This window comes from Leucobacter coleopterorum (assembly GCF_011382985.1).
Taxonomy (GTDB): domain Bacteria; phylum Actinomycetota; class Actinomycetes; order Actinomycetales; family Microbacteriaceae; genus Leucobacter; species Leucobacter coleopterorum.
The window spans coordinates 704,753-724,299 of sequence record NZ_CP049933.1; the positions used below are offsets into that span (position 1 = coordinate 704,753).

Annotated in this window: 15 protein-coding genes and 4 pseudogenes; 12 read left to right on the top strand and 7 right to left on the bottom strand. The window is 60.1% G+C overall.

Going from position 1 to position 19,547, the window contains the following annotated elements; all coding sequences use genetic code 11:
* Positions 1–5: 5 nt before the first annotated feature.
* The 5 genes and pseudogenes from G7066_RS03240 to G7066_RS03255 form a co-directional block, all read right to left on the bottom strand.
* Entirely contained in the window at positions 6–830 is an 825-nt protein-coding gene (locus G7066_RS03240; RefSeq protein WP_166328962.1) for a carbohydrate ABC transporter permease, read from the bottom strand.
* 55 nt (positions 831–885) lie between these two features.
* Entirely contained in the window at positions 886–1,680 is a 795-nt protein-coding gene (locus G7066_RS03245; protein ID WP_244303241.1) for a carbohydrate ABC transporter permease, read from the bottom strand.
* 132 nt (positions 1,681–1,812) lie between these two features.
* Positions 1,813–2,781, bottom strand: a complete 969-nt coding sequence (locus G7066_RS03250) for an extracellular solute-binding protein (protein WP_341873904.1) — start codon at positions 2,779–2,781, stop codon at positions 1,813–1,815.
* Positions 2,782–2,849: 68 nt separating this feature from the next.
* Positions 2,850–3,155, bottom strand: a pseudogene (locus G7066_RS16830) (extracellular solute-binding protein); the annotation flags it as partial.
* Between the two features lie 76 nt (positions 3,156–3,231).
* On the bottom strand, positions 3,232–4,440 hold the full coding sequence (locus G7066_RS03255) for an ROK family transcriptional regulator (RefSeq protein ID WP_166328963.1): 1,209 nt from the start codon (positions 4,438–4,440) through the stop codon (positions 3,232–3,234).
* Between the two features lie 158 nt (positions 4,441–4,598).
* Here G7066_RS03255 and G7066_RS03260 point away from each other — a divergent pair.
* The 3 genes and pseudogenes from G7066_RS03260 to nagA all read left to right on the top strand — a co-directional run bounded on the left by G7066_RS03260 (position 4,599) and on the right by nagA (position 7,733).
* Positions 4,599–5,677: pseudogene (locus G7066_RS03260) on the top strand (ABC transporter ATP-binding protein).
* A gap of 23 nt (positions 5,678–5,700) precedes the next feature.
* Entirely contained in the window at positions 5,701–6,498 is a 798-nt protein-coding gene (gene nagB, locus G7066_RS03265; RefSeq protein ID WP_166328964.1) for a glucosamine-6-phosphate deaminase, read from the top strand.
* Positions 6,495–7,733, top strand: a complete 1,239-nt coding sequence (gene nagA, locus G7066_RS03270) for an N-acetylglucosamine-6-phosphate deacetylase (protein WP_244303242.1) — start codon at positions 6,495–6,497, stop codon at positions 7,731–7,733. The genes nagB and nagA overlap by 4 nt, the downstream gene beginning before the upstream one ends.
* Here the strand turns inward: nagA and G7066_RS03275 are convergent.
* Positions 7,663–9,084 (bottom strand): S-layer homology domain-containing protein, encoded by a 1,422-nt coding sequence (locus G7066_RS03275; RefSeq protein ID WP_166328966.1) that lies wholly within the window; start codon positions 9,082–9,084, stop codon positions 7,663–7,665. The genes nagA and G7066_RS03275 overlap by 71 nt on opposite strands.
* Before the next feature lie 219 nt (positions 9,085–9,303).
* On the opposite strand from G7066_RS03275, the pseudogene G7066_RS03280 reads away from it, so the two are divergent.
* A pseudogene (locus G7066_RS03280) lies at positions 9,304–10,517 on the top strand (NADP-dependent isocitrate dehydrogenase).
* A 98-nt stretch (positions 10,518–10,615) separates the two neighbouring features.
* On the opposite strand, the gene G7066_RS03285 reads toward G7066_RS03280, so the two are convergent.
* Entirely contained in the window at positions 10,616–11,575 is a 960-nt protein-coding gene (locus tag G7066_RS03285) for a LacI family DNA-binding transcriptional regulator (protein WP_166328967.1), read from the bottom strand.
* Positions 11,576–11,837: 262 nt separating this feature from the next.
* Between G7066_RS03285 and G7066_RS03290 the strand changes: the two genes are divergently transcribed.
* The 8 genes and pseudogenes from G7066_RS03290 (at position 11,838) to G7066_RS03320 (ending at position 19,494) form a co-directional block, all read left to right on the top strand.
* Positions 11,838–13,487 (top strand): ABC transporter substrate-binding protein, encoded by a 1,650-nt coding sequence (locus G7066_RS03290; protein WP_244303243.1) that lies wholly within the window; start codon positions 11,838–11,840, stop codon positions 13,485–13,487.
* Positions 13,488–13,530: 43 nt separating this feature from the next.
* The gene (locus tag G7066_RS03295) at positions 13,531–14,481 is read left to right on the top strand and encodes an ABC transporter permease (protein WP_166328969.1); all 951 of its coding nucleotides are present in this window, start codon (positions 13,531–13,533) and stop codon (positions 14,479–14,481) included.
* Positions 14,478–15,395, top strand: coding sequence for an ABC transporter permease (locus G7066_RS03300; RefSeq protein WP_166328970.1), 918 nt, complete (start codon positions 14,478–14,480; stop codon positions 15,393–15,395). Before G7066_RS03295 ends, G7066_RS03300 begins: the two co-directional genes overlap by 4 nt.
* Complete coding sequence (locus tag G7066_RS15630) at positions 15,395–15,880, top strand: ATP-binding cassette domain-containing protein (protein WP_244303244.1); 486 nt, start codon at positions 15,395–15,397, stop codon at positions 15,878–15,880. The genes G7066_RS03300 and G7066_RS15630 overlap by 1 nt, the downstream gene beginning before the upstream one ends.
* A complete protein-coding gene (locus G7066_RS15635; protein ID WP_244303245.1) occupies positions 15,877–16,227 on the top strand; it encodes a hypothetical protein in 351 nt (116 codons plus the stop codon). The genes G7066_RS15630 and G7066_RS15635 overlap by 4 nt, the downstream gene beginning before the upstream one ends.
* Positions 16,224–17,042: an ABC transporter ATP-binding protein gene (locus G7066_RS03310; protein WP_166328971.1), complete on the top strand. Its 819-nt coding sequence runs from the start codon at positions 16,224–16,226 to the stop codon at positions 17,040–17,042. The genes G7066_RS15635 and G7066_RS03310 overlap by 4 nt, the downstream gene beginning before the upstream one ends.
* Before the next feature lie 71 nt (positions 17,043–17,113).
* A pseudogene (locus G7066_RS03315) lies at positions 17,114–18,177 on the top strand (C45 family autoproteolytic acyltransferase/hydrolase).
* An 81-nt stretch (positions 18,178–18,258) separates the two neighbouring features.
* Positions 18,259–19,494 carry an MFS transporter gene (locus tag G7066_RS03320; RefSeq protein WP_166328972.1) on the top strand — a complete coding sequence of 412 codons (1,236 nt, stop codon included), beginning with the start codon at positions 18,259–18,261 and terminating at the stop codon, positions 19,492–19,494.
* The last annotated feature ends 53 nt before the right edge of the window (positions 19,495–19,547 follow it).

A 19,547-nucleotide genomic window follows, 5' to 3' on the forward strand; every position in this document is an offset into this window, starting at 1 on the left:
GGCGCTCACCCCTTCACCGCTCCGCTCACGAGGCCGCTCGTCATTCGGCCCTGCACAAACAGGAAGAAGATGATGACGGGGACAGCCACGAGCGTGGAAGCAGCCATGACCTCTCCCCAATCGATCGCGCGTGAGGAGGATTGCTGAATGAAGCCGCGCAACCAGAGCGGGAGCGTCTGGGTTTCGGTGTCCTGGAGAATAACGAGGGCAACGGTGAACTCGTTCCAGGCCTGCAGGAAGGCATAGACACCACTCGCAACGAGACCGGGTGCGAGGAGAGGGAAGGTGATCCGCAGGAACGCCTGTGTGCGACTGAGGCCGTCGACCATCGCCGCCTCTTCGAGGTCGGCGGGCACACCCGCGACAAACCCGCGCAGCATCCAGATGGTGAACGGCACAACCGCGGCGATGTAGATGATGCTCACACCAATGACCGAATTGAGTAGGCCGAGTGATCCCATCAGTTTGTACTGCGCGATGAACATACCCTCAGCAGGGAGCATCTGAATAAAGAGCACCGCCAGCACAAAACTACGGCGTCCCTTGAATCGGAATCGGCTAATGGCGAGGGCCGCCAAAAACGCGAAGATAAGGCAACAGACGACGGCGAGCCCGGCGACTGTGAGGCTGATCCCGAGGGCCTGGAAGAAACTGCCGTCTTCGGTGACGGAGGCAAAATTCTTGAATGATCCGCCGACCGGAAGCAGCGTGGGGGTTGTCTGCTCGAGCACCACACTCGGCAGTAGCGAGGAGTTGAGCATCCAGTACACAGGGAAGACCCAGACGATCGCGATCACAATTGCGAGTAGACCCAGAAGCGTGCGTTTCATTACGACTCGTCCTCCTTGAGTAGATTGCGCACATAGGCCCAGCTCAGCGCGATGGTCAGGAGTAGCACGAAGATAGACATGGCACTCGCCATGGCGAAGTCGCTTGACCCAACCCGAGCTTGTAGATGAAGGTGCCGAGCACATCGGTCTGGCTGGCGATGGAGCCGCGATCCTGCAGTAGTTTGATTTGGGCGAACACACGGAGATCCCAGATGATCTGCAGGAGCATTACGATGCCGAGCACTGGCTTGATGATTGGGACGATGATGAAGCGTAGCCGCTGCCAGGGACCGGCTCCGTCAAGCTGAGCAGCTTCGAGGACCTCACCCGAGACCTGGGTGAGGCCGGCGTAAATTGCGAAGGCGGCAAACGGAACCGACATCCACACCACGATGATGAGGGCAACGCCAAAAAACGAGAGCGGATCCTGCAACCAGTTGTGGCCCTGCGAGGGGATCCCAAGATTTGTGAGCAGCCAGTTGACGAAGCCGCGACGCCAATCGAACATCCAGTTCCAGATGGTCATGGCCGCGACTACAGGGGTTGCCCAGGCCAGCAGAAGCGCAATCTGTAGGGTGATGCGGATTGGGGTGGAGACAGCCTGCATGAGTAGGGCAAGACCGATGCCAAACGCCATCGTTACCGCGGCAGTGACTAGGCAGAATGCAACGGAGCGACCGACAACCAGCCAAGTCTCGGGGTTCGTGAAGAGTGTGATGTAGTTGTCGAACCAGACCCAGTCGGGTGCCTGTCCGAACTGCTGCGCAAGGCCGAAGTGCTGCATCGAGGTAATGAGCTGCCAAATGATCGGGTAGCCCAGAGCGAGAAGCACAATCAGTACGGCCGGCAATAGCAAGGTGTACGGAGTGAGTAATCGACGGAGTGGCCGCCGCGGGCTAGGTGGGGCACCTGAACTCATCGGGATCCTCATTCTTACGTGTGGAAGAAGTGTTGGGGCGGCTCACACCGCCCCAACAGGTGGTTACTTGACGTTCAGCAACTCGTCGAGCTTCGTGTTGGTGTCTTTTGCGAGCTTGCTGAGGTCTTTCGAGTCACGAATCTGGGCGAAGAACTCCTCCATGATGCCCTTCGACTCGATGGCGGCCCAGCCCGGTGCGGCGGGTGTGAGCTTCGAGTTCGAAGCCGACTCGATGAGGGCCTTCGCAAACTGATCGTCACCGAGTGAAGAGGTGTAGTTCTGGTTCGCGGGGCCGAGACCGTTCTTGCCGAGCATGGTCTGGTAATCCTCAGAGTAAATGATCTTCAGCAACTCCTTGGAGAGCTCGGGCTCCTTTGTTTTTGCCGAGATACCGATGTTCGAGCCACCGGCGAAGACAGGGGCGGGTTTGCCGTCGTTGCCTGGCAAAACGAACGTACCAAAGATGTCGTCGTTCCACTCGCGAACGGGGTTGCCGTCCTTGTCTTTTGTGAGATCACCAATTGACCAGTGTGCCCAGCCTGGAGCCATGATGGTTGCGGCAGACAGTGAGACGTCTGAGGTGACGTTGCCGTTTTCGTCCTTCACCTGATCTGAGTCGTTCAAGAACTGGTACTGATTGGCGTCTTTGGCGTCGTTCGGAGCCTGAGAAGCGGTCTTGTAGAGCTGCTGTAACTGCTCCATGCCCTTGATTGATTCAGGAGAATCGAGTGTTGCGACCCACTTGCCGTCCTTCAGCTGCGCGATATCGCCGCCGTTCGCGAATATCCACGAGATGCCATCGCGCCAGTCCTGGCCGCCGAGGTAGAAACCCGAGAAGTTATCGATCTTCTTGGGATTCTTTTCGGTTATCGTCGCCACATTGGTGTTGAACTGGTCGAGTGTTGTTGGCACGTCGACGCCAGCTGCTTTCCACACGTCCTTGCGGTAGAACATGTAGCGCGAGCCGAAGTAGTAGGGGAGAGTGTAGTTCTTGTCTTCAAACTTGCCCGCCTCAACAAATGACTGCAGCAGATCGCTGCCCCGAGTTCGTCGTACATGTCGCTGACATCAAGAAACGCGCCCACGTTGGTAAATGTGGGCGACTGAGTGTTGCCGATCTCCGTGACGTCGGGAGTGTTGTTTTCGTCGGGCAGAGCTGTGGTCAGTTTCGTGACCAGGTCATTCCAGTTCTGCTCTTCGATTTTGAGGGTAGCACCTGTTTTCGCCTTGAACTCATCCTTGAGATACGTGCGAAGTTCGTCAGGGGTGTCACTTCCTGCGAGCCAGAGAGTGATCGACTTGCCCTCGCCGCTCACCTTGTCATCGGACGCGCCCTGGCTGCAGCCCGTCAGCAGCATTGCGGAGGCAACGACCGCGGCGGTGATGCCCGTGAGCTTTCGTTTCATGGTGTGTACCTTTCTTCTCTGCGTTCCGGCGGGTGCCGGGCCGCGGTCTGTGGGTTGGTTGTTGGCCTTGTGGCCGTCAGCTCACCCCAAGCTGTTCTGTGAGCACGATCGCGGTGGCGCCGCGCAGCACCAGGTCCTTGCCCTGGGAGCTTGTGCGCAACACGAGGTTGCTGTGGGAATCGGGCATGGTGCGACGCTGCAAGATCTCGAGTGTTGCTTCTGCGAGGGTGCCCTCAACGAGTTCTTCTGGTCCCGCAATAACCACCTCGGCGAGGTTGAGAACACCGACCACTGGGGCGAGCGCGATGCCGAGCCGTTGACCGGCCTCGCGTAGAACCCGTTCCCGGCCCGGGGTGTTGAGCCCGCTTGGGGATCCGCCGCTGGCCTTGAGCGCTCTCGTGAGTGCAGGGACCGACAACCAGTGTTCAAGGACCTGCTCGCGAGAGTAGGGGGCGTCGAGGCCAAGGTCGGTGCCGACCATCACCTGGCCGATCTCACCCGATGCAAAATAGGTGCCTGTGACGGGCCGACCGCCGATGATGAGTCCTGAACCGACACCGTCGCCGATCGCAATGAGAATAAAGTTGTCGCTTGAGTCGCCGTAGCTGTACTCGGCGAGGGCCGCCACGTTTGCATCGTTTGCGACCACGGTGGGTAGACCGGTGCGCTCTTCGAGAATGCTGCGAAGCGGCAGATCCTCCCAAGCAAGGTTTTGTGCGGTGCGCACAACGCCCTCGTCGTCGACCACACCTGGAGTGCCAACGCCGAGCCCGAGGAGCGATATGTTGGGATTTACCTGCTGCTGCAGATGCAATGCCAGGTTTGCAGCGAGGGTGCAGGCTTCGTCTCCGACAGCGCCGTCGTTGGCGGCCTCCGCGCGTGCGAGCACCTCACCCGCGATGGTCATGACCGCTCCGCGGAGGCGACGATGGTCACTGAGGTCGAGTGCCACAACTGCGTGGTTATCGCGCGCGAGGTCTACTAGGGTGGCCGGTTTGCCGGGGCGCTGTGACTCTTGATGTCCGAGTTCTCGCAGGAGGCCTTCATTAAGAAGTTCCGCAACCAAGCCTGAGATGGTCACCTTGGTGAGACCGGTCGCCCGCGCGAGGTCGGCTCGGCTGAGCGGATCCGAAAGATACAGGGTCTGCAGCACGAGAACGCGGTTGTGCTGTTTGGCATCACCTGGCGTAGCCTTGAGCGCCGTGCGGGGCGAGCCAGCGCGAAATGCTGCTCCGGACGGGCGTGTGCGCCTGTCGGAGTTTTGGTGCTGCAATGCGACCTTCATAAGAGTTAGTAAAGCTAACGAACTAAATAATTGCAAGTCCATTATTTTGCGCCGATGCCGTGTTACGCTGACCTCGACCGGTGGATTACGGCGATGCTCCGGGCAACAACTCTTCACAATGGATCGTCCGGCGCGTACCTGTCGGTGAGAGGAATATCATGGCGTCAGTAACTTTTGAGGGCATCTCACGCACCTATCCCGGGGCGAAATCGGCCTCTGTTGAGGATCTCAACCTAGAGATAGGCGACGGCGAATTTCTGGTTCTTGTTGGCCCATCTGGGTGTGGCAAGTCAACCACGCTGCGCATGTTGGCGGGCCTTGAAGATGTAGATGCCGGCCAGATTCGAATTGGGGATGAGGACGTTACAAGCACACCCCCGAAGGATCGGGACATCGCGATGGTGTTTCAAAATTATGCCCTCTACCCCACATGACAGTTGCCGAGAACATGGGTTTCGCTCTAAAAATTGCGGGAGTAAGCAAGGAAGAACGTATCGCCCGCGTGGGGGAGGTCGCAAAGATGCTTGACCTGGAACCGTTCCTCGACCGCAAACCAAAGGCGCTTTCTGGTGGACAACGACAACGGGTCGCAATGGGGCGTGCCATTGTGCGTCAGCCTCGTGTGTTTCTGATGGATGAACCGCTCTCAAACCTCGACGCAAAGCTGCGGGTACAGACACGAACGCAGATTGCCTCGCTGCAGCGGCGGCTCGATGTCACAACGGTCTACGTCACGCACGATCAGACCGAAGCGCTCACAATGGGGGACCGCATTGCAGTATTGAAAGAGGGCAAGCTGCAACAGGTCGGGACACCCCGAGATCTGTATGAGACCCCGAAGAATGAGTTTGTGGCCGGGTTTATCGGGTCACCGGCAATGAACTTCTTTGCCTCGAAGATCTCCGACGGTGGGGTGGAATTTGGATCACTCACGATCCCGGTTGAGCCAAACCTTCTCGAGCAGTTGACTAGCTCGGAGGTGACCATCGGGGTGCGGCCGGAAGACCTGGTTTTGGTGGGTTTGGGTGAGCCCGGCCTCGACATCGTTGTTGACCTGGTTGAAGAGCTCGGCGCTGACGGCTATCTCTACGGTCACACACTGGGGGATCGCGTGGACATTGTGGCGCGCGTCGACGGGCGTAACCACCCAGCGGCGGGTGACGCTGTTGCCGTGATACCGAATTCCGAGCATATTCACTTATTCGATAGTGAGAACGGTGAGCGGCTGAGCCGGTAGATGGCCTCGGGAAAGGACACCAGATGCGAGTGTTGATAGTCGAAAACGAGACTGACGTCGCGCGAGCGGCGGCCGAGCAAGTCGCTGGGGTGATTCGGGCTGGCCGAGCCTCGGGCAGAGCGGCCGTGCTCGGGATAGCAACCGGATCCTCACCGCTCGGCATCTACCGTGAGCTCGCCAGCGAGATTCGGGGTGACAAGCTCGATACGGCAGGGGTTTCCGCGTTTGCGCTCGACGAATACGTGGGACTCGATGCGGCGCACCCCGAAAGCTATCACTCGGTTATTCGGCGTACGGTTACGGAGCCGCTGCGGCTCGATCCCGATCGCGTCCACGTACCCAATGGCACTTCTTCTGACCTTGAAGCGGAGTGTGCGGCGTATGAGCGGGCGATTCGGGGCGCGGGCGGGATTGATCTGCAACTGCTCGGGGTCGGCAGCAACGGGCACATCGGATTCAACGAACCCGTCTCTTCGTTTGCATCGCGGACCAGGTTGAAGACCCTCGCGCCACAAACCCGGGCAGACAACGCCAGATTCTTTGACTCGGCAGAGCAGGTTCCCGTGCACTGCATCACGCAGGGGCTCGGCACGATCTTAGAGGCTGATCGTCTGCTATTGGTGGCACACGGCGCAGCTAAAGCCAACGCGGTCGCGCGCATGATCGAGGGGCCACTCACGAGCATGTGCCCGGCTTCCGTGCTGCAACTGCACCCCGACGCGACGGTGATTGTGGATCGCGAGGCCGCCGCCGAACTCCAACTGGTGGACTATTACGAATGGGTGCAACACCACCTGCCCGAGGAAGCCCAAGGTTCGTGACTGAGACGCTGCTCGCGGCGCGCGTAGCGACCGCAACGGAAGTCCACTCGCCGGGATGGATCACGATTCGCGGTGAACGGATTGCGGGAGTGGGGAGCGGAAGGTGGCCTGCGACCGAGGGAGGTGTGCGAGATCTGGGCGACGTGACTCTGGTACCCGGGTTTGTTGACGCTCACGTGCACGGCGGGGGCGGAGCGGGTTATACCGGGATTGGCGTTGAAAGCCAACGGAAATCCGCGCTGGTTGCGCGGGAAGCGCACCTTCAACACGGCACAACTGCAACTATGGCCAGCCTCGTGACCGCGAGCCCTGAGGCGTTGCGGCAAGGGGTGCAGGGTCTTGCTGAGCTTGTGCGCGAGGGTCTTATTGACGGCATCCATCTTGAGGGGCCGTGGTTGAGTCGATCCCGCGCAGGTGCGCACACCATCTCACAGTTGCGGGATCCCGATCCTGTCGAAATTGAGGCATTGCTTGCGGCGGGCGGTGGCACTATCTCAATGGTCACAATTGCGCCTGAGCTGCCCGGAGCCCTTGACGCGGTGAAGCGACTTGTTGAGGCAGGTGTTGTGGTTGCTGTTGGTCACAGCGACGCGGACTACGCGACTGTCGTTTCTGCGATCGAGGCCGGAGCGAGGGTCGCCACGCACCTGTTTAACGCGATGCGACCGCTGGATCATCGTGAACCCGGGCCAATTCTTGCCCTCATGGAGGATCCGCGGGTCGCTCTTGAGCTCATCGCTGACGACGCACACCTGCACGCCTCAGTGCCAGCCTGGGTAGAGGCCGCTGCAGGTGTCGATCGAGTGCTGCTCGTGACCGACGCCATGGACGCCGCAGGGTGCGGCGACGGTGCGTACCGCCTCGGAGGGCTCGAAGTTGAAGTGCGTGGCGGAGTCGCGCGACTCTGTGGCAGCGACACCATCGCGGGCAGTACCGCCACGATGGATGCGCTGTTTCGGAGGCGTGCGAGTGTCGGCGAGTGGAGTGATGAGGCGATCCTGGCGGCTGTGCGTGAAACCTCTACTAACCCGGCGCGGGTGCTCTCTTGGGGTGACGTGGGTGATCTTGCTGTCGGCAAACACGCGAGTCTTGTTGTGCTCGATAGTTCGCGCAGGGTGACCGGGGTCATGCTGCGCGGTGAATGGGTTCGTGGGGTGGGGAGAGCTACGCTCGGTAGTTCTCGACTAGGCGGTACACGAACGCCGCCATGGCCTCTCGCGACAGGGAATCCTTAGACAGGAACTTGCGGCCGTTGGCCGTTTTGCTGCCGGTCGTAAGCTTTGCCTCGTGTAACCAGGTGATCTCAGTGTAGAACTTCGATTTGGGTGTTAGGTCTGCAAATGGCGACTTCTTCGGCGCCTTGAAACCTTTGGGCGCCTCAAGACGGTACATGAACGCTGCCATTGCTTCTCGGCTGAGGCTGTTATTTGGTCGGAAATCGGGTTTGCCTGATTGGTTTGCATACCCCCTCGATAGGCCCCGCTGCCACATCCAGGTGATTTCTTTGTAGAACGGATCACCCGGGTTCACGTCTGCGAAAGGGGATTCGCTCGGAGCTTGGTAGTTCTTTGGGGCCTCGAGGCGGTAAACGAAGGCAGCCATTGCTGAGCGCGTGAGATTTTCACTTGGCTTATAGAGAGGTAGTTCAAACCCCTGTGACCAGCCCCGTGAGTAGCCGTTGCAATACATCCAGGCGATTTCCTTGTGAAATTTGTGCTGGAGCGACACGTCTGAAAAGGCCTGGAATGACTCTGGCCAGCGGCAAGGGCCGTAACAAACAACGACGACTCCAGCAGTTGCAGTGGAAGCTGAGTGGTTGCCGTCGCCAACATAGCTCGCAACGAGGTCGTGGGAAGAGGTGAGGCCCTGAGCAAGAGTGAAAGAGCCTTTGAAACTGCCGTCTTTTGCGAGCTGTGCAGAGCCCACGGTTTTGCCGCCCAAGCTGAAGATAACCGAGCCGGTGGGAGAGGTGCCCAATTGTGTGGTGACTCGGCCCCCTACTGATTCGCCGTTGTCGGTCGTCCACGAAGCATCAATCTTCGTTGTGGCTTGCTTCACCGTGAGTGAACCCTCTGCGGTCGCAAGCACCGTGGCTATCGCAGCGGCATCAACTATGGATACTGAGAGTCGGTGATCGCCCGCCGCAATTGATGCCTTTGGGAGCGTGAGTTTTGCTGTGCCAGATGAAGTGAGTGAAACCGTTTTCAGCACCGCACCGTCAACGGAAACGATCGCTGCAAGTGCAGTGTCAACTGGAACATTAGTGGCTTGCAGAGAGACTGCGGTTGTTTGTCCGAAGCTGATGGTTGGGGCAGTGATCGATACGCTCGGCAGCGGAGCCTCAACGGTCGTCGGGGAAACTTCCGGAGTTTGTGTTTTTATCGGGTCGGCTGCTTCGCTTGAGAGTGATGAGGGATCCTGTACCTCTCCTGCGGAGGTCTGTTCGTTTGCGGTCCCCGAACCCTCTGAGTCCAGTGGTGAAGCGAAGGCAGTGCTTGTGGGAGCCGCCACTGCCATGACGAATGTGGCTGAGAGGACTACGCCGAGCAGGCGCGCGTTTTTTGCTCGGAAAATGGTCTTGCGCATGCTGGGATCACAAGCTTTCTAAGGGGTCCAGGGGTTGGTGACGATTGTAACCCAGGTTTTTGGGTTGGCAATATGGAATTGGAAAGTAATTTATATAGAAGTGACACAAGTTCAAAAATATCTTGACGTCGAGATACTCTTGAAATCTCAGGTAGGATGGACTCTGGCCTCACAAAGGCATGCCCACGGTAGCGATGAATCAAGATATTGGGAGAAACGTTGGCGAAGATCAAGGTTGAAGGAACAGTTGTCGAGCTCGATGGCGACGAGATGACCCGCATCATCTGGCAGTTCATCAAGGATCGCCTGATCCACCCCTATCTCGACCTGACGCTCGAGTACTACGACCTCGGCATCCAGTACCGCGATGAGACCAACGACCAGGTCACCATCGACGCGGCGCACGCGATCCAGAAGCACGGCGTCGGTGTGAAATGCGCGACGATCACGCCCGACGAGGCGCGCGTTGAAGAGTTCGGTCTCAAGAAGATGTGGCGCAGCCCGAACGGCACGATCCGCAACATTCTCGGTGGCGTGATCTTCCGTGAGCCCATCATCATCTCGAACATCCCGCGTCTTGTGCCGGGATGGAACAAGCCGATTATTATCGGTCGTCACGCGTTCGGCGATCAGTATCGCGCGACCGACTTCCGCTTTGTGGGTGAGGGCACCCTCACTGTTGAGTTCACGCCGAAGGACGGCTCCGAGCCGCAGAAGTTTGAGGTCTACCAGTCGCCCGGCGACGGTGTAGCCCAGGTGCAGTACAACCTTGACGATTCGATTCGCGACTTCGCGCGCGCCTCACTGAACTACGGCCTCGGCCGCAACTACCCCGTCTACCTCTCCACTAAGAACACGATCTTGAAGGCCTACGATGGTCGCTTCAAGGACATCTTCCAGGAGATCTACGACGCAGAGTTCAAGGAGCAGTTCGAGGCCGCTGGTCTCACCTACGAGCACCGCCTGATTGACGACATGGTCGCGTCGGCCATGAAGTGGGAGGGGGCTATGTCTGGGCTTGCAAGAACTACGATGGCGACGTGCAGTCGGACACCGTTGCGCAGGGCTTCGGTTCGCTCGGACTCATGACCTCGGTGCTCGCTACTCCCGATGGCAAGGTTGTTGAGGCTGAGGCCGCGCACGGCACCGTGACCCGTCACTACCGCCAGCATCAGCAGGGCAAGCCCACTTCCACCAATCCGATCGCCTCGATCTTTGCGTGGACTCGTGGCCTGCAGCACCGCGGCAAGCTTGACGGCAACCAGGCGCTGATCGAGTTCGCCCTGGCGCTCGAAGACGTTGTGATCAAGACCGTTGAGTCGGGCAAGATGACAAAGGATCTCGCGCTTCTGGTGGGCCCAGAGCAGTCGTATTTGACGACCGAGGAGTTCCTCGCCGCAATCGACGAGAACCTGCAGGCGCGACTCGCGTAGTTGTTTACCGCGTGTCACTCACGTGGGGAGGGGTCGGTGCTTCGGTGCCGGCCCCTTTTGTTCTACAAAGCGGGGTGAGAAGAGAAAGCTGAGCGGGATCAGCGGGCCGTCGACTGCCGCAGGTTGAGCGTCGCGCGCGGAGTGACCAGGGGGCCCTTGACGCGCTGACCCTCAGCGAGCTTGACCGCGATTTCGACGGCGAACTGCGCAATCGCCTCCGGCTTCAGATCGAGGGTGGTGACCGTCGGGGTGGAGGTCTGGTTCTGCAGTGATCCTGAGCCCGCGGCAACCATGAGGTCCTGGGGAATTCGCAAGCCTCGTCGAAGGGCTGCGGCTGTAACTCCGGCAGCGTGGCGTCCGGTAAGGCAGTAGATGGCGTCGGGGTGCTCTGCGGGGTCTCCCGAGAAGAACTCGTCCATCACTGCGTCACCGACGCGCTCACCCTCGGCCTCGGGCACTGACATGACAAGTGGTCGGAGATTCCGCGACTCGCTCCAGCGAACAATGGCGGTCTGTGATGCGAGGTTCCAGTCATTGCGGTCGGTGCCGGTGACGAGCGCGATGCGGTTGGCGCCGGCATCTGAGAGGTGGGCAAGCATCATCTCGGTTTGGGTGTCGGCGTGCTCTTCGATCGCGAGGAACTGACCGCGCCGAGCAGGATCCTCACCCACGCATACAAAGGGGATGCGCTGCTCAGAGAGCATCGTGAGTACGGGGTCGTTTTCGAAGGGTTCGGTGACGATGTACGCGTCCGCCGCGAGTGCGCTGAAGGGGACCCCGGGCTTCGTTGGATCGTCGATGAGCATCATGCTGTAGCCGTGCTCCATCGCGGCGAGTGAGGCGGCGCCGGCGGTGCGCAGAAAGTAGTCGACGCCCTCGGGTAAGAAGGTGTCGAGGCTATGGAAAGGCCTGATCACGAGCGCAAGTAGGCCGAGTTTGGAGTTCTGTAGACCGCGCGCAATTGGGCTGGGGCGATAGCCGACCTCCGCCGCGATTTGTTCGATGCGATCGATGGTTTCTTGCCGCACGATGCCCTTGCCGTTGAGAGCGTGCGACACGGTCGTGGGGACACCCCCGCGGCTTTCGCGACGTCGCGGATTGTTGCTCTGCGGCTCTCCTGCATTTGGCTAGAGTACCGGTTTCGGTGCCGCGTCGCTGAATCACCTGTCTCAAAACGTCGATTCTTCGCCCGTTATGAAACCGCAACAACCAAACCGTTTTGCACAAACCGTTTTGGGTGATACTCTCCTCGTGGATCTTCAGTCCAGCGCTGTGCCGGATCGGTTGGATTCAATGACGAATTTCGAATGGAGAGATATCTTGAAACTCGCAAAGACGAGAGCTTCGATTGCACTTCTTGCGGCGGCGAGCCTTGCGCTCGTGGGGTGCAGTTCCGCAAACCGCGGCGGCGACGAGACTAAAACCCCCAACGCAGAGCTACTGCAGACCACCCCCGCTGCAAAGGGCGACGCGGGCAAGGTCGTGTGGAACTCTACCTACGGTGAGCTGGCAAACCTCGACCCGATCAAGGCGTTCAACTACCCCGAGAACACGGTGGTCGCAAACCTCTGCGAGGCGCTGTTCCAGATGCAGCCCGACTTCTCCATCAAGGAGAACCTCGCAACTGGCGCTACCACCGAAGACGGCACCGTCTGGAAGATCGGCATCCGCGACGATGTCACGTTCTGGGACGGAACCCCCATGACCGTTGAAGACGTTATCTTCTCGCTCAACCGCAACATCGACCCCGCCGAGGGTAGCTACTGGGGTGGCGGTGTTGTCGCCAACATCACAGACATCAAGAAGACCGGCGACAACGAGATCACCATCTCGCTGAAGCAGCCGGACAACCTGCTGCCTTCCTCGCTCTCCACGATCATCGGCACCGTCGTGCAAGAGAAGCAGCGCAAGGCTGCTGGTGACAACTACGGCAACCCAGACACTGGCGTGATGTGCACCGGTCCGATGAAGTACACCCCCGGAAAGTGGAAGCAGGGCCAGTCGATCACGCTTGAGCGCTACGACGGCTATTGGAACTCCGAGGAGGCCGCAAAGTCGAAGGAGGTTGAGATCGGCTTTGTGGTTGATCCGACTGCAATCGCAAACGGACTCAAAACCGGCGAAATTCAGGGTTCCTACGACGTGCCGCTTCCCGCGCTCGGTGAGCTGTCGAGCGGCACTTCGGGCTCGATGTTCAGCGGTCAGGGCATGCAGATCATGGCTATCATTTCGACCGGCAACGGGGCGTTCGGTGATCCCGCTGTGCGTCGCGCTCTCACCAGGGCTACGGATCGCCAGGCTATTGCCGACACGGTCTACGAGGGCACGGGAACCCCGTCCCGCTCGGTCGTGCCGCAGTCGGCGTGGGATCGTTACCCCGACGCCGCGAAGTCGCGCGACGAGAAGCTGCCCGACCTCGGCTTTGATATCGAAGCTGCGAAGGAAGAACTGAAGACGGCAAAGGTCGACACCTCAAAGCCCATCAAGATCGCGTACCCCAGCGAGCGCAGCTTCTACGCCGACATTCTCAACGAGATGGCGAATGGTGCGAAGGAACTCGGACTGACTCTCGAACCCACGGGTGTGCCGAGTGCGCAGTTTGGTGCGTTCTTCTCGGATCCCGAGGCACGCAAGGGCTACGACGGTTTCGTGACAACGAACTACCTGAGCGCACCTGAGCCGCTGCTGCACCTGATCAGCGTTGCGAAGACCGGCAGTGACCAGAACTACTCCGGCTTCTCCGACCCGAAGGTTGACGCCGCACTCGACGCTGCTCTGGCGGAGACCGACGAAACGAAGCGCTCGGAGCTGACCGTCGATGCAGAAGCACTGATCATGCAGCAGCAGCCCTGGGTGCCGATCAATGACCTCGCGGTGCGCATGTACATGAACGGCGAAATTACCGGTGCACCCGCTTCGTTCGTGTACCTCTACTACCCCTGGGCCGCGGACCTTGGCTCCGCCAAGTAAGCATCGCGAATAAGTCAGTGAGTTTCGCAGAAAGGGGTCGTTCATGACCTACGTGCTGAGACGAATCGGCGCGCTCATCGCCGTGCTCATCGTATCCAGTTTCATCGTGTTCTCGGGCATGTATCTAGCTCCGGGAAGCCCCGAACAGTTTCTTGTTCAGGGTCGCACAGTGAGCCCGGAGGTGCTCGAAGCGATTCGAGCACAGTACGGCTTGAACGACCCCTTCCTGCTTCGCTACTGGCACTGGCTGATTGATGTCTTGCAGGGTGATCTTGGGCGGTCATTACTGACACAGCAGGACGTGTCTTCGCTCGTCGCCTCGCGCCTCCCGACAACCCTTTTTTTGGCCGCCTTCGCCGCGCTCCTCATCGTCGTCTTTGGCGTGGGGCTTGGTATTCTTGCAGCTACTCGCTCGGGCGTCTTCGAGAAGCTCGTGGTGTTCGGCTCGAACCTCGGCTTTGCGGTGCCGACCTTTTTTGCGGCGTTGATCTTGATGTTTCTCTTCGGCTCAAACCTCGGGTGGTTTCCGGTTTCGGGTTCGGGCACCGGCTTTGCCGACCGAGTCTGGCACCTGACACTGCCCGCGATCGCGCTTGCCTTCCCAGGAATAGCCGTGGTCGCGCGCATCACGCGAACTGCGGTGCGCGAAGAGCAGGATTCAGACCACGTGGTGATGGCGATTGCTCGAGGAGTACCGAAACAGCTTGTGCTGTGGAGACACACGATCCGCAACTCGATGCTGCCGGTGACGACGGTGCTCGGCACCAACATTGCCGGACTTCTCGCGAGCGCGTTTGTGATCGAGTACGCATTCACCCTCGACGGCATCGGATCGCTGCTCGTCAACTCGGTGCAGAAAAAGGACTTCGCGGTGGTGCAGGCGATCGCGCTCATTATGGTGCTGGCCTTTGGCCTCATCAATCTGATCGTTGACCTGCTGTACGCGGTGATTGATCCGCGAGTCCGACTGAGCACAAAGGTGGCAGCACGATGATGAAGACAAGCACTAACACAACTTCGCAGGACACGGTTGCGGTGCAATTGCTGCGCAAGCACCGGAACGATGTGCCAACTGGGGGCTGGCGACTGCTCACGCGGCGCCTCGGCCCGGTTGGAGTTATGAGCGCCGCTATCATTCTTCTCGTCATCTTGGTAGCGATCTTTGCGCCGCTGCTTGCTCCCTACGATCCACTCGAGGGCACAGTGACCATGCGGCACCAGGCCTCGAGCATTGAGCACCTCATGGGCACTGACCAGTCGGGCCGCGATATTCTCTCGCGGATCATCTGGGGCGCGCGCACAAGCCTCCTTGGCCCGACAATCGTCGTGGTAATCACGGTGGTACTCGCCACGACACTCGCACTTACCGCAGTGTGGTTCGGTGGCAAGGTCGACGCCCTCATCAGCCGAGTGCTCGACATCCTCTTCGCGTTCCCGAACATGCTGCTTGCGATCCTTGCGGTTGCCATCTTCGGGCCTTCGCTGCTGACCGCGTCGATCGCCCTGGCAATCGGATTCACGCCCTATTCGGCGCGCGTGATCCGCTCCGTTGCGCTCCGCGAGCGTAACCTGCCCTACGTCGCTTCTGCACGACTGCAGGGCATCTCGGGCTTTATCATCACGATTCGACACATTTTGCCGAACGTGCGCACGCAGATCCTCACAGGTATGACGATTAACTTCGGCTACGCCATGATCGAGCTCGCAGCGCTCTCGTTCCTCGGGCTGGGTGTGCAACCGCCAACCCCCGACTGGGGCCTGATGGTGTCGAATGGGCAAGCCTCGCTGCAGCAGGGCTACTGGGAGCAGAGCGTCTTTGCTGGTCTCGCAATCGTGATCACCGTCGCGGCTTTCGGGTACGTCGGTGAGCAACTGGGCGGCCGTCGAGCCGCAGGAAGGGTCCGCTGATGCTCAAGATTAATAACCTTGTACTCACCGTGACCGATCCCGACACTGGGCAGCAAACAGAGATCTTGCACGGTAATTCGTTCGAGCTTGCGCAGGGAGAGGCCCTCGGCCTGGTTGGCGAATCGGGCTCGGGCAAGTCAATGACCCTGCGCTGTGTGCTCGGGATTGAACCGCCCGGTGCCCGCGTCACCGGCGAGATCGAACTCGACGGCACCGACATGCTCCGGGCCAACGGAGAAGCACTTCGAAGGATTCGTGCGAACGACCTCGCCCTCATTGCGCAGAACCCGCACGGTGCGTTGAACCCGGTGCTACCCGTGGAGCGCTTCTTGATCGAGGGCATGTCCGACGCCCGTTCGATGGATAAAAAGGCTGCCAGAGCGCTCGCCGCAGACCTGCTGCGCCAGGTCGGCATCGACGATACCGAGCGCGTGTTGCGTTCGTACCCGCACCAGCTGTCGGGGGACTGCTGCAGCGCGTTGTGATCGCCGGGGCGATCTCGGGCGACCCCAAGCTGCTGCTCGCCGACGAACCGACCACCGCCCTCGACGTCACCACGCAGGCGGAGGTGGTTGCGATTCTCGACGAGAAGAGGCGCGAGCACGGGCTCTCGATGGTTTTTGTGACGCACGATCTCGATTTGGCCGCAGCCGTGTGTGACCGCCTCGCTGTGATGAAGGATGGCGAGATCGTCGAGATCGGTACACCAGAGGGGATCCGGGATCACCCCCAGACCGAGTACACCCGTAACCTGATGGCAGCTAGGCCGATGCTGTATCCCAAGGGCCACCCCGCGGCGTTTCTTTCAGAAGACAAGGAGGCCCAAGCATGAGCGCGATCATCGAGGTCGAGCAGTTGAACCGTACCTTCCACCTGTCACGGAAGTCATCTGTGCACGCACTCAACGATGTCTCTTGCGAGCTGCGTCAGGGCACGTGTTTGGCGGTTGTCGGTGAATCGGGATCGGGCAAGTCGACTCTCGCTCGTGTGATTGTCGGCCTGGAAACCGCCGACTCTGGCACGGTGAAGATCGCGGGCACCGAGGTGAAACCAACCACAGCACGGCGCCAGCTACGCGAGCGGGCCAAGCTCGTGCAGATGGTATTTCAAGATCCTCAGGGGTCACTCAATCGTTCTCTGCCTGTCTCCGCCACCATCGATGAGATGCTACAGGCGCACCGCAACGATCTCGACCGGGCGGGTCGCAGAGCTCGTATGCTTGAGCTGTTCGCAGAGGTCGGACTCACCGAGCGTCACGCCGACGCAAAACCCGCGGCGCTCTCGGGAGGCCAAAAGCAGCGCGTCGCGATTGCGCGGGCGCTCGCCGCTGAGCCGCAGATTCTGGTGCTTGACGAAGCCGTTTCGGCACTCGATGTTTCGGTACAGGCGCAGGTGCTCGACCTGCTGAAGCGGCTGCGCGCTGGGCACGGGCTGTCGTACCTCTTTATTACCCACGACCTGTCAGTCGTGCGCGATATCGCGGACGACGTTGTGGTGATGCGGACGGGGCAAATTATCGAGCGCGGCACCGTTGACAAGGTGCTTGATGATCCTCAACAGGCCTACACAAAACTCCTCATCGCTTCAGCACCGAGGCCCGGCTGGAAGCCAGAGAGAGGGCTGCGGGCAGCACTCGTTGGATCCTAGCCTGAGCCTCACTGCAAGATGGATTTGATAAACAATTGTTCGATCACAATGAATTGACGGGAAAATTGGGGATGCTGAACACCACCGAACGGCTGCACCTGCGAGTTGCTGGCGCGACGAGTCGCGAGCTTGGCCTCAGCCGAGGCACACAACTGCGAGGCAGTCTTACCGCTGCCTACACGAGGTACGCAGAGCTTTTTCGTGTGCTGGGGGTGAGCGAGGCGCAAGAGCACGAGGGTGCTGACCGCGTGATCGAGGTACTGCATGAGTGGCGACCTGCTGTGGTCGAAGAACTCGCGGGGATCGCCGAGGGGTCGGGCCTCCAACTCGCTCAGATTGCGGCGCTGAACGCGCGGACCGAGATCATCGCAATGGGGCCGCGCGGATCGAGCGAGTGCTCGACCGTGACTGCGCAGATCAATGGACACCGCTACGGGGTGCAGACCTGGGACTGGCATATTGAACTTGATCCGTTCTGGCACACACACGAGGTCACCGGCCCGGGTTATCGTTACGCGGGCCTGACCGAACAGGGCATTGTAAGTAAGATCGGCGTCAACGAGGCCGGTCTCGCCCTGCACTTCAACATCTTGGGGCATCAGGCTGACGGACCAGGGGAGTTCCGATGCACGTGCTCTCTTCCGCTGTGCTTTCTGAGTGTGCGACCGTGCGTGAAGCAATCGACCTGATCAGCTCCGCGCCGATTGCCTCGTCGTCGGCGTTCACGATGCTCGACGGAACTGAGGCCGTGTCGGTCGAGATGAGCCCGACCGGCATCTTCGAAATCGCCGAGGTTGACGGGGCCGTGCAGCGCACGAACCACTTTCAAAACAGCACCCCACTCGCTGAGCAGAAGACCGAAGTTTATGAACCCGACTCGACAGAGAGACTGATACTCATCCGGGAGCGGCTGGGCTCGGGTGCGCCCGGTGATCTCCCCGCAATGGTGGAGCTGTTGGTAAGCGGTGCCGGTGATCCGCCCCTCAGCTGCGTTGCCGACATGTCTAAGCAGTACGGGGAACGCTGGGCGACTCTCGCCACCATCGAAACCGACCCCGACGCGCGAACGATCCGCATCCTCGACGGCATGCCAACCGAGGCGGCAAACGGTGAGTGGCGGGAACTGCAGGCATAATCGTGTGAGCGCTGGATGATCGGTCGGACGGTCGGGACAGCGAGTCGGGTGGAGCGCTCGAAACCCGGGGAACATGGAAACATGACAACGACTGCCCCCATTCCACTGCAAACGACCGCGCACAAGCAGAACGCCGCGCACCAACAAGGCATGCCGTACGGCGCGCTGATCACGATGATGCTCATGAGCTTCTTTTTGGTCACGGCCGAGTTCTTGCCGAGCGGCATGCTCACTCGAATTGCCGAGGGCCTGGGCGTGACAACGGGCCAGGCAGGCCAGATGGTGTCGATCACGGCGCTCGCTGGCCTGCTGGCCGCCCCAACGGTGGGCATACTGCTGCCGCGCCTTGACCGGCGTTCACTGCTGATATGGATGGCGATTGCCGCAACAATTTCGAACGCGCTGGTTGCGGTTGCCCCGAGCCTGATCCTCGTGATTTTCGCGCGTTTTTTGCTGGGTGTCGCCATTTCTGGTTTCTGGTCGATGTCGATCACGGTAGCCGCTCGTGTCGCAGGGCCGGAACGTCTTGGGCGCGCGGTCATGTTCAACTCCGCGGGTGTTTCGCTGGCGACGGTGGCCGGGGTGCCGCTGGGAGTGATGCTGAGTGAGCTGATTGATTGGCGCGGTGTGTTTGGTGTTGCGGCCCTGCTGAGCGCCATTCTTGCTGTGGTGTTGCGTGTGATGCTGCCGTCGGTGCCGGCCGCGGGATCGGCACGGCTGTCGACGCTGGTCGCTGCACTTCGCAGGCCAGGCATCGGGTTCGGTGTTGTCGCCAACGTGTTTGTTGTTGCTGGCCACTTTCTTGCGTACACCTACGTGCGGGTGGCGCTTGAACGGGTAAGTGAGGGCGGAACTCGGATCGGAGCCGACACCATCGTTATCTTGCTTGCCTTCTTTGGGTTGGGCGGTCTCATTGGCAACGCCGTCATTGGCATGATTGTGGATCGTCGCTACCGCGTGCTCGCCGTTCTCACTCCGCTGGTCATCGCTGGGTTTGTGCTGCTTGTCGCGGCGGCTTCCGGATCCCTGTGGGCAACCGGAGTCGCGGTGTTTGCGTGGGGATTTTTCTTTGCATCGTGGTTGCTCATCGCGAACACCTGGGCTGGGCACCGGCTACCCGATCAGCTGGAGGCTGGCGGAAGCCTGATCGTTGTTGGGTTCCAGTCCGGCATCATGATTGCCGCTGCCGCGGGCGGGGCGCTAGTCGACGTGCTCGGGATCGGACCCGTGTTTGTTACGGCGGCGATTCTGTTGCTGCTTGGTGCACTGCAGTTTGGGCTCTCCGACAGGATTTCGGAGCGGCACAGCAAACAGTAGTAGCTGCCGAGACAACCTCTCGCTGGCGCCCGTGGTATTTATGCCGCGGACGC

What these genes read in the sequence shown, in the direction of transcription:
- G7066_RS03310 (WP_166328971.1), top strand. Translation starts at nt 16,224, where the DNA reads ATGAGCGCGATCATCGAGGTCGAGCAGTTGAACCGTACCTTCCACCTG.
- G7066_RS15630 (WP_244303244.1), top strand. Translation starts at nt 15,395, where the DNA reads ATGCTCAAGATTAATAACCTTGTACTCACCGTGACCGATCCCGACACT.
- G7066_RS03295 (WP_166328969.1), top strand. Translation starts at nt 13,531, where the DNA reads ATGACCTACGTGCTGAGACGAATCGGCGCGCTCATCGCCGTGCTCATC.
- G7066_RS03240 (WP_166328962.1), bottom strand. Translation starts at nt 830, where the DNA reads ATGAAACGCACGCTTCTGGGTCTACTCGCAATTGTGATCGCGATCGTC.
- G7066_RS03320 (WP_166328972.1), top strand. Translation starts at nt 18,259, where the DNA reads ATGACAACGACTGCCCCCATTCCACTGCAAACGACCGCGCACAAGCAG.
- G7066_RS03275 (WP_166328966.1), bottom strand. Translation starts at nt 9,084, where the DNA reads ATGCGCAAGACCATTTTCCGAGCAAAAAACGCGCGCCTGCTCGGCGTA.
- nagB (WP_166328964.1), top strand. Translation starts at nt 5,701, where the DNA reads ATGCGAGTGTTGATAGTCGAAAACGAGACTGACGTCGCGCGAGCGGCG.
- G7066_RS03255 (WP_166328963.1), bottom strand. Translation starts at nt 4,440, where the DNA reads ATGAAGGTCGCATTGCAGCACCAAAACTCCGACAGGCGCACACGCCCG.
- G7066_RS03300 (WP_166328970.1), top strand. Translation starts at nt 14,478, where the DNA reads ATGATGAAGACAAGCACTAACACAACTTCGCAGGACACGGTTGCGGTG.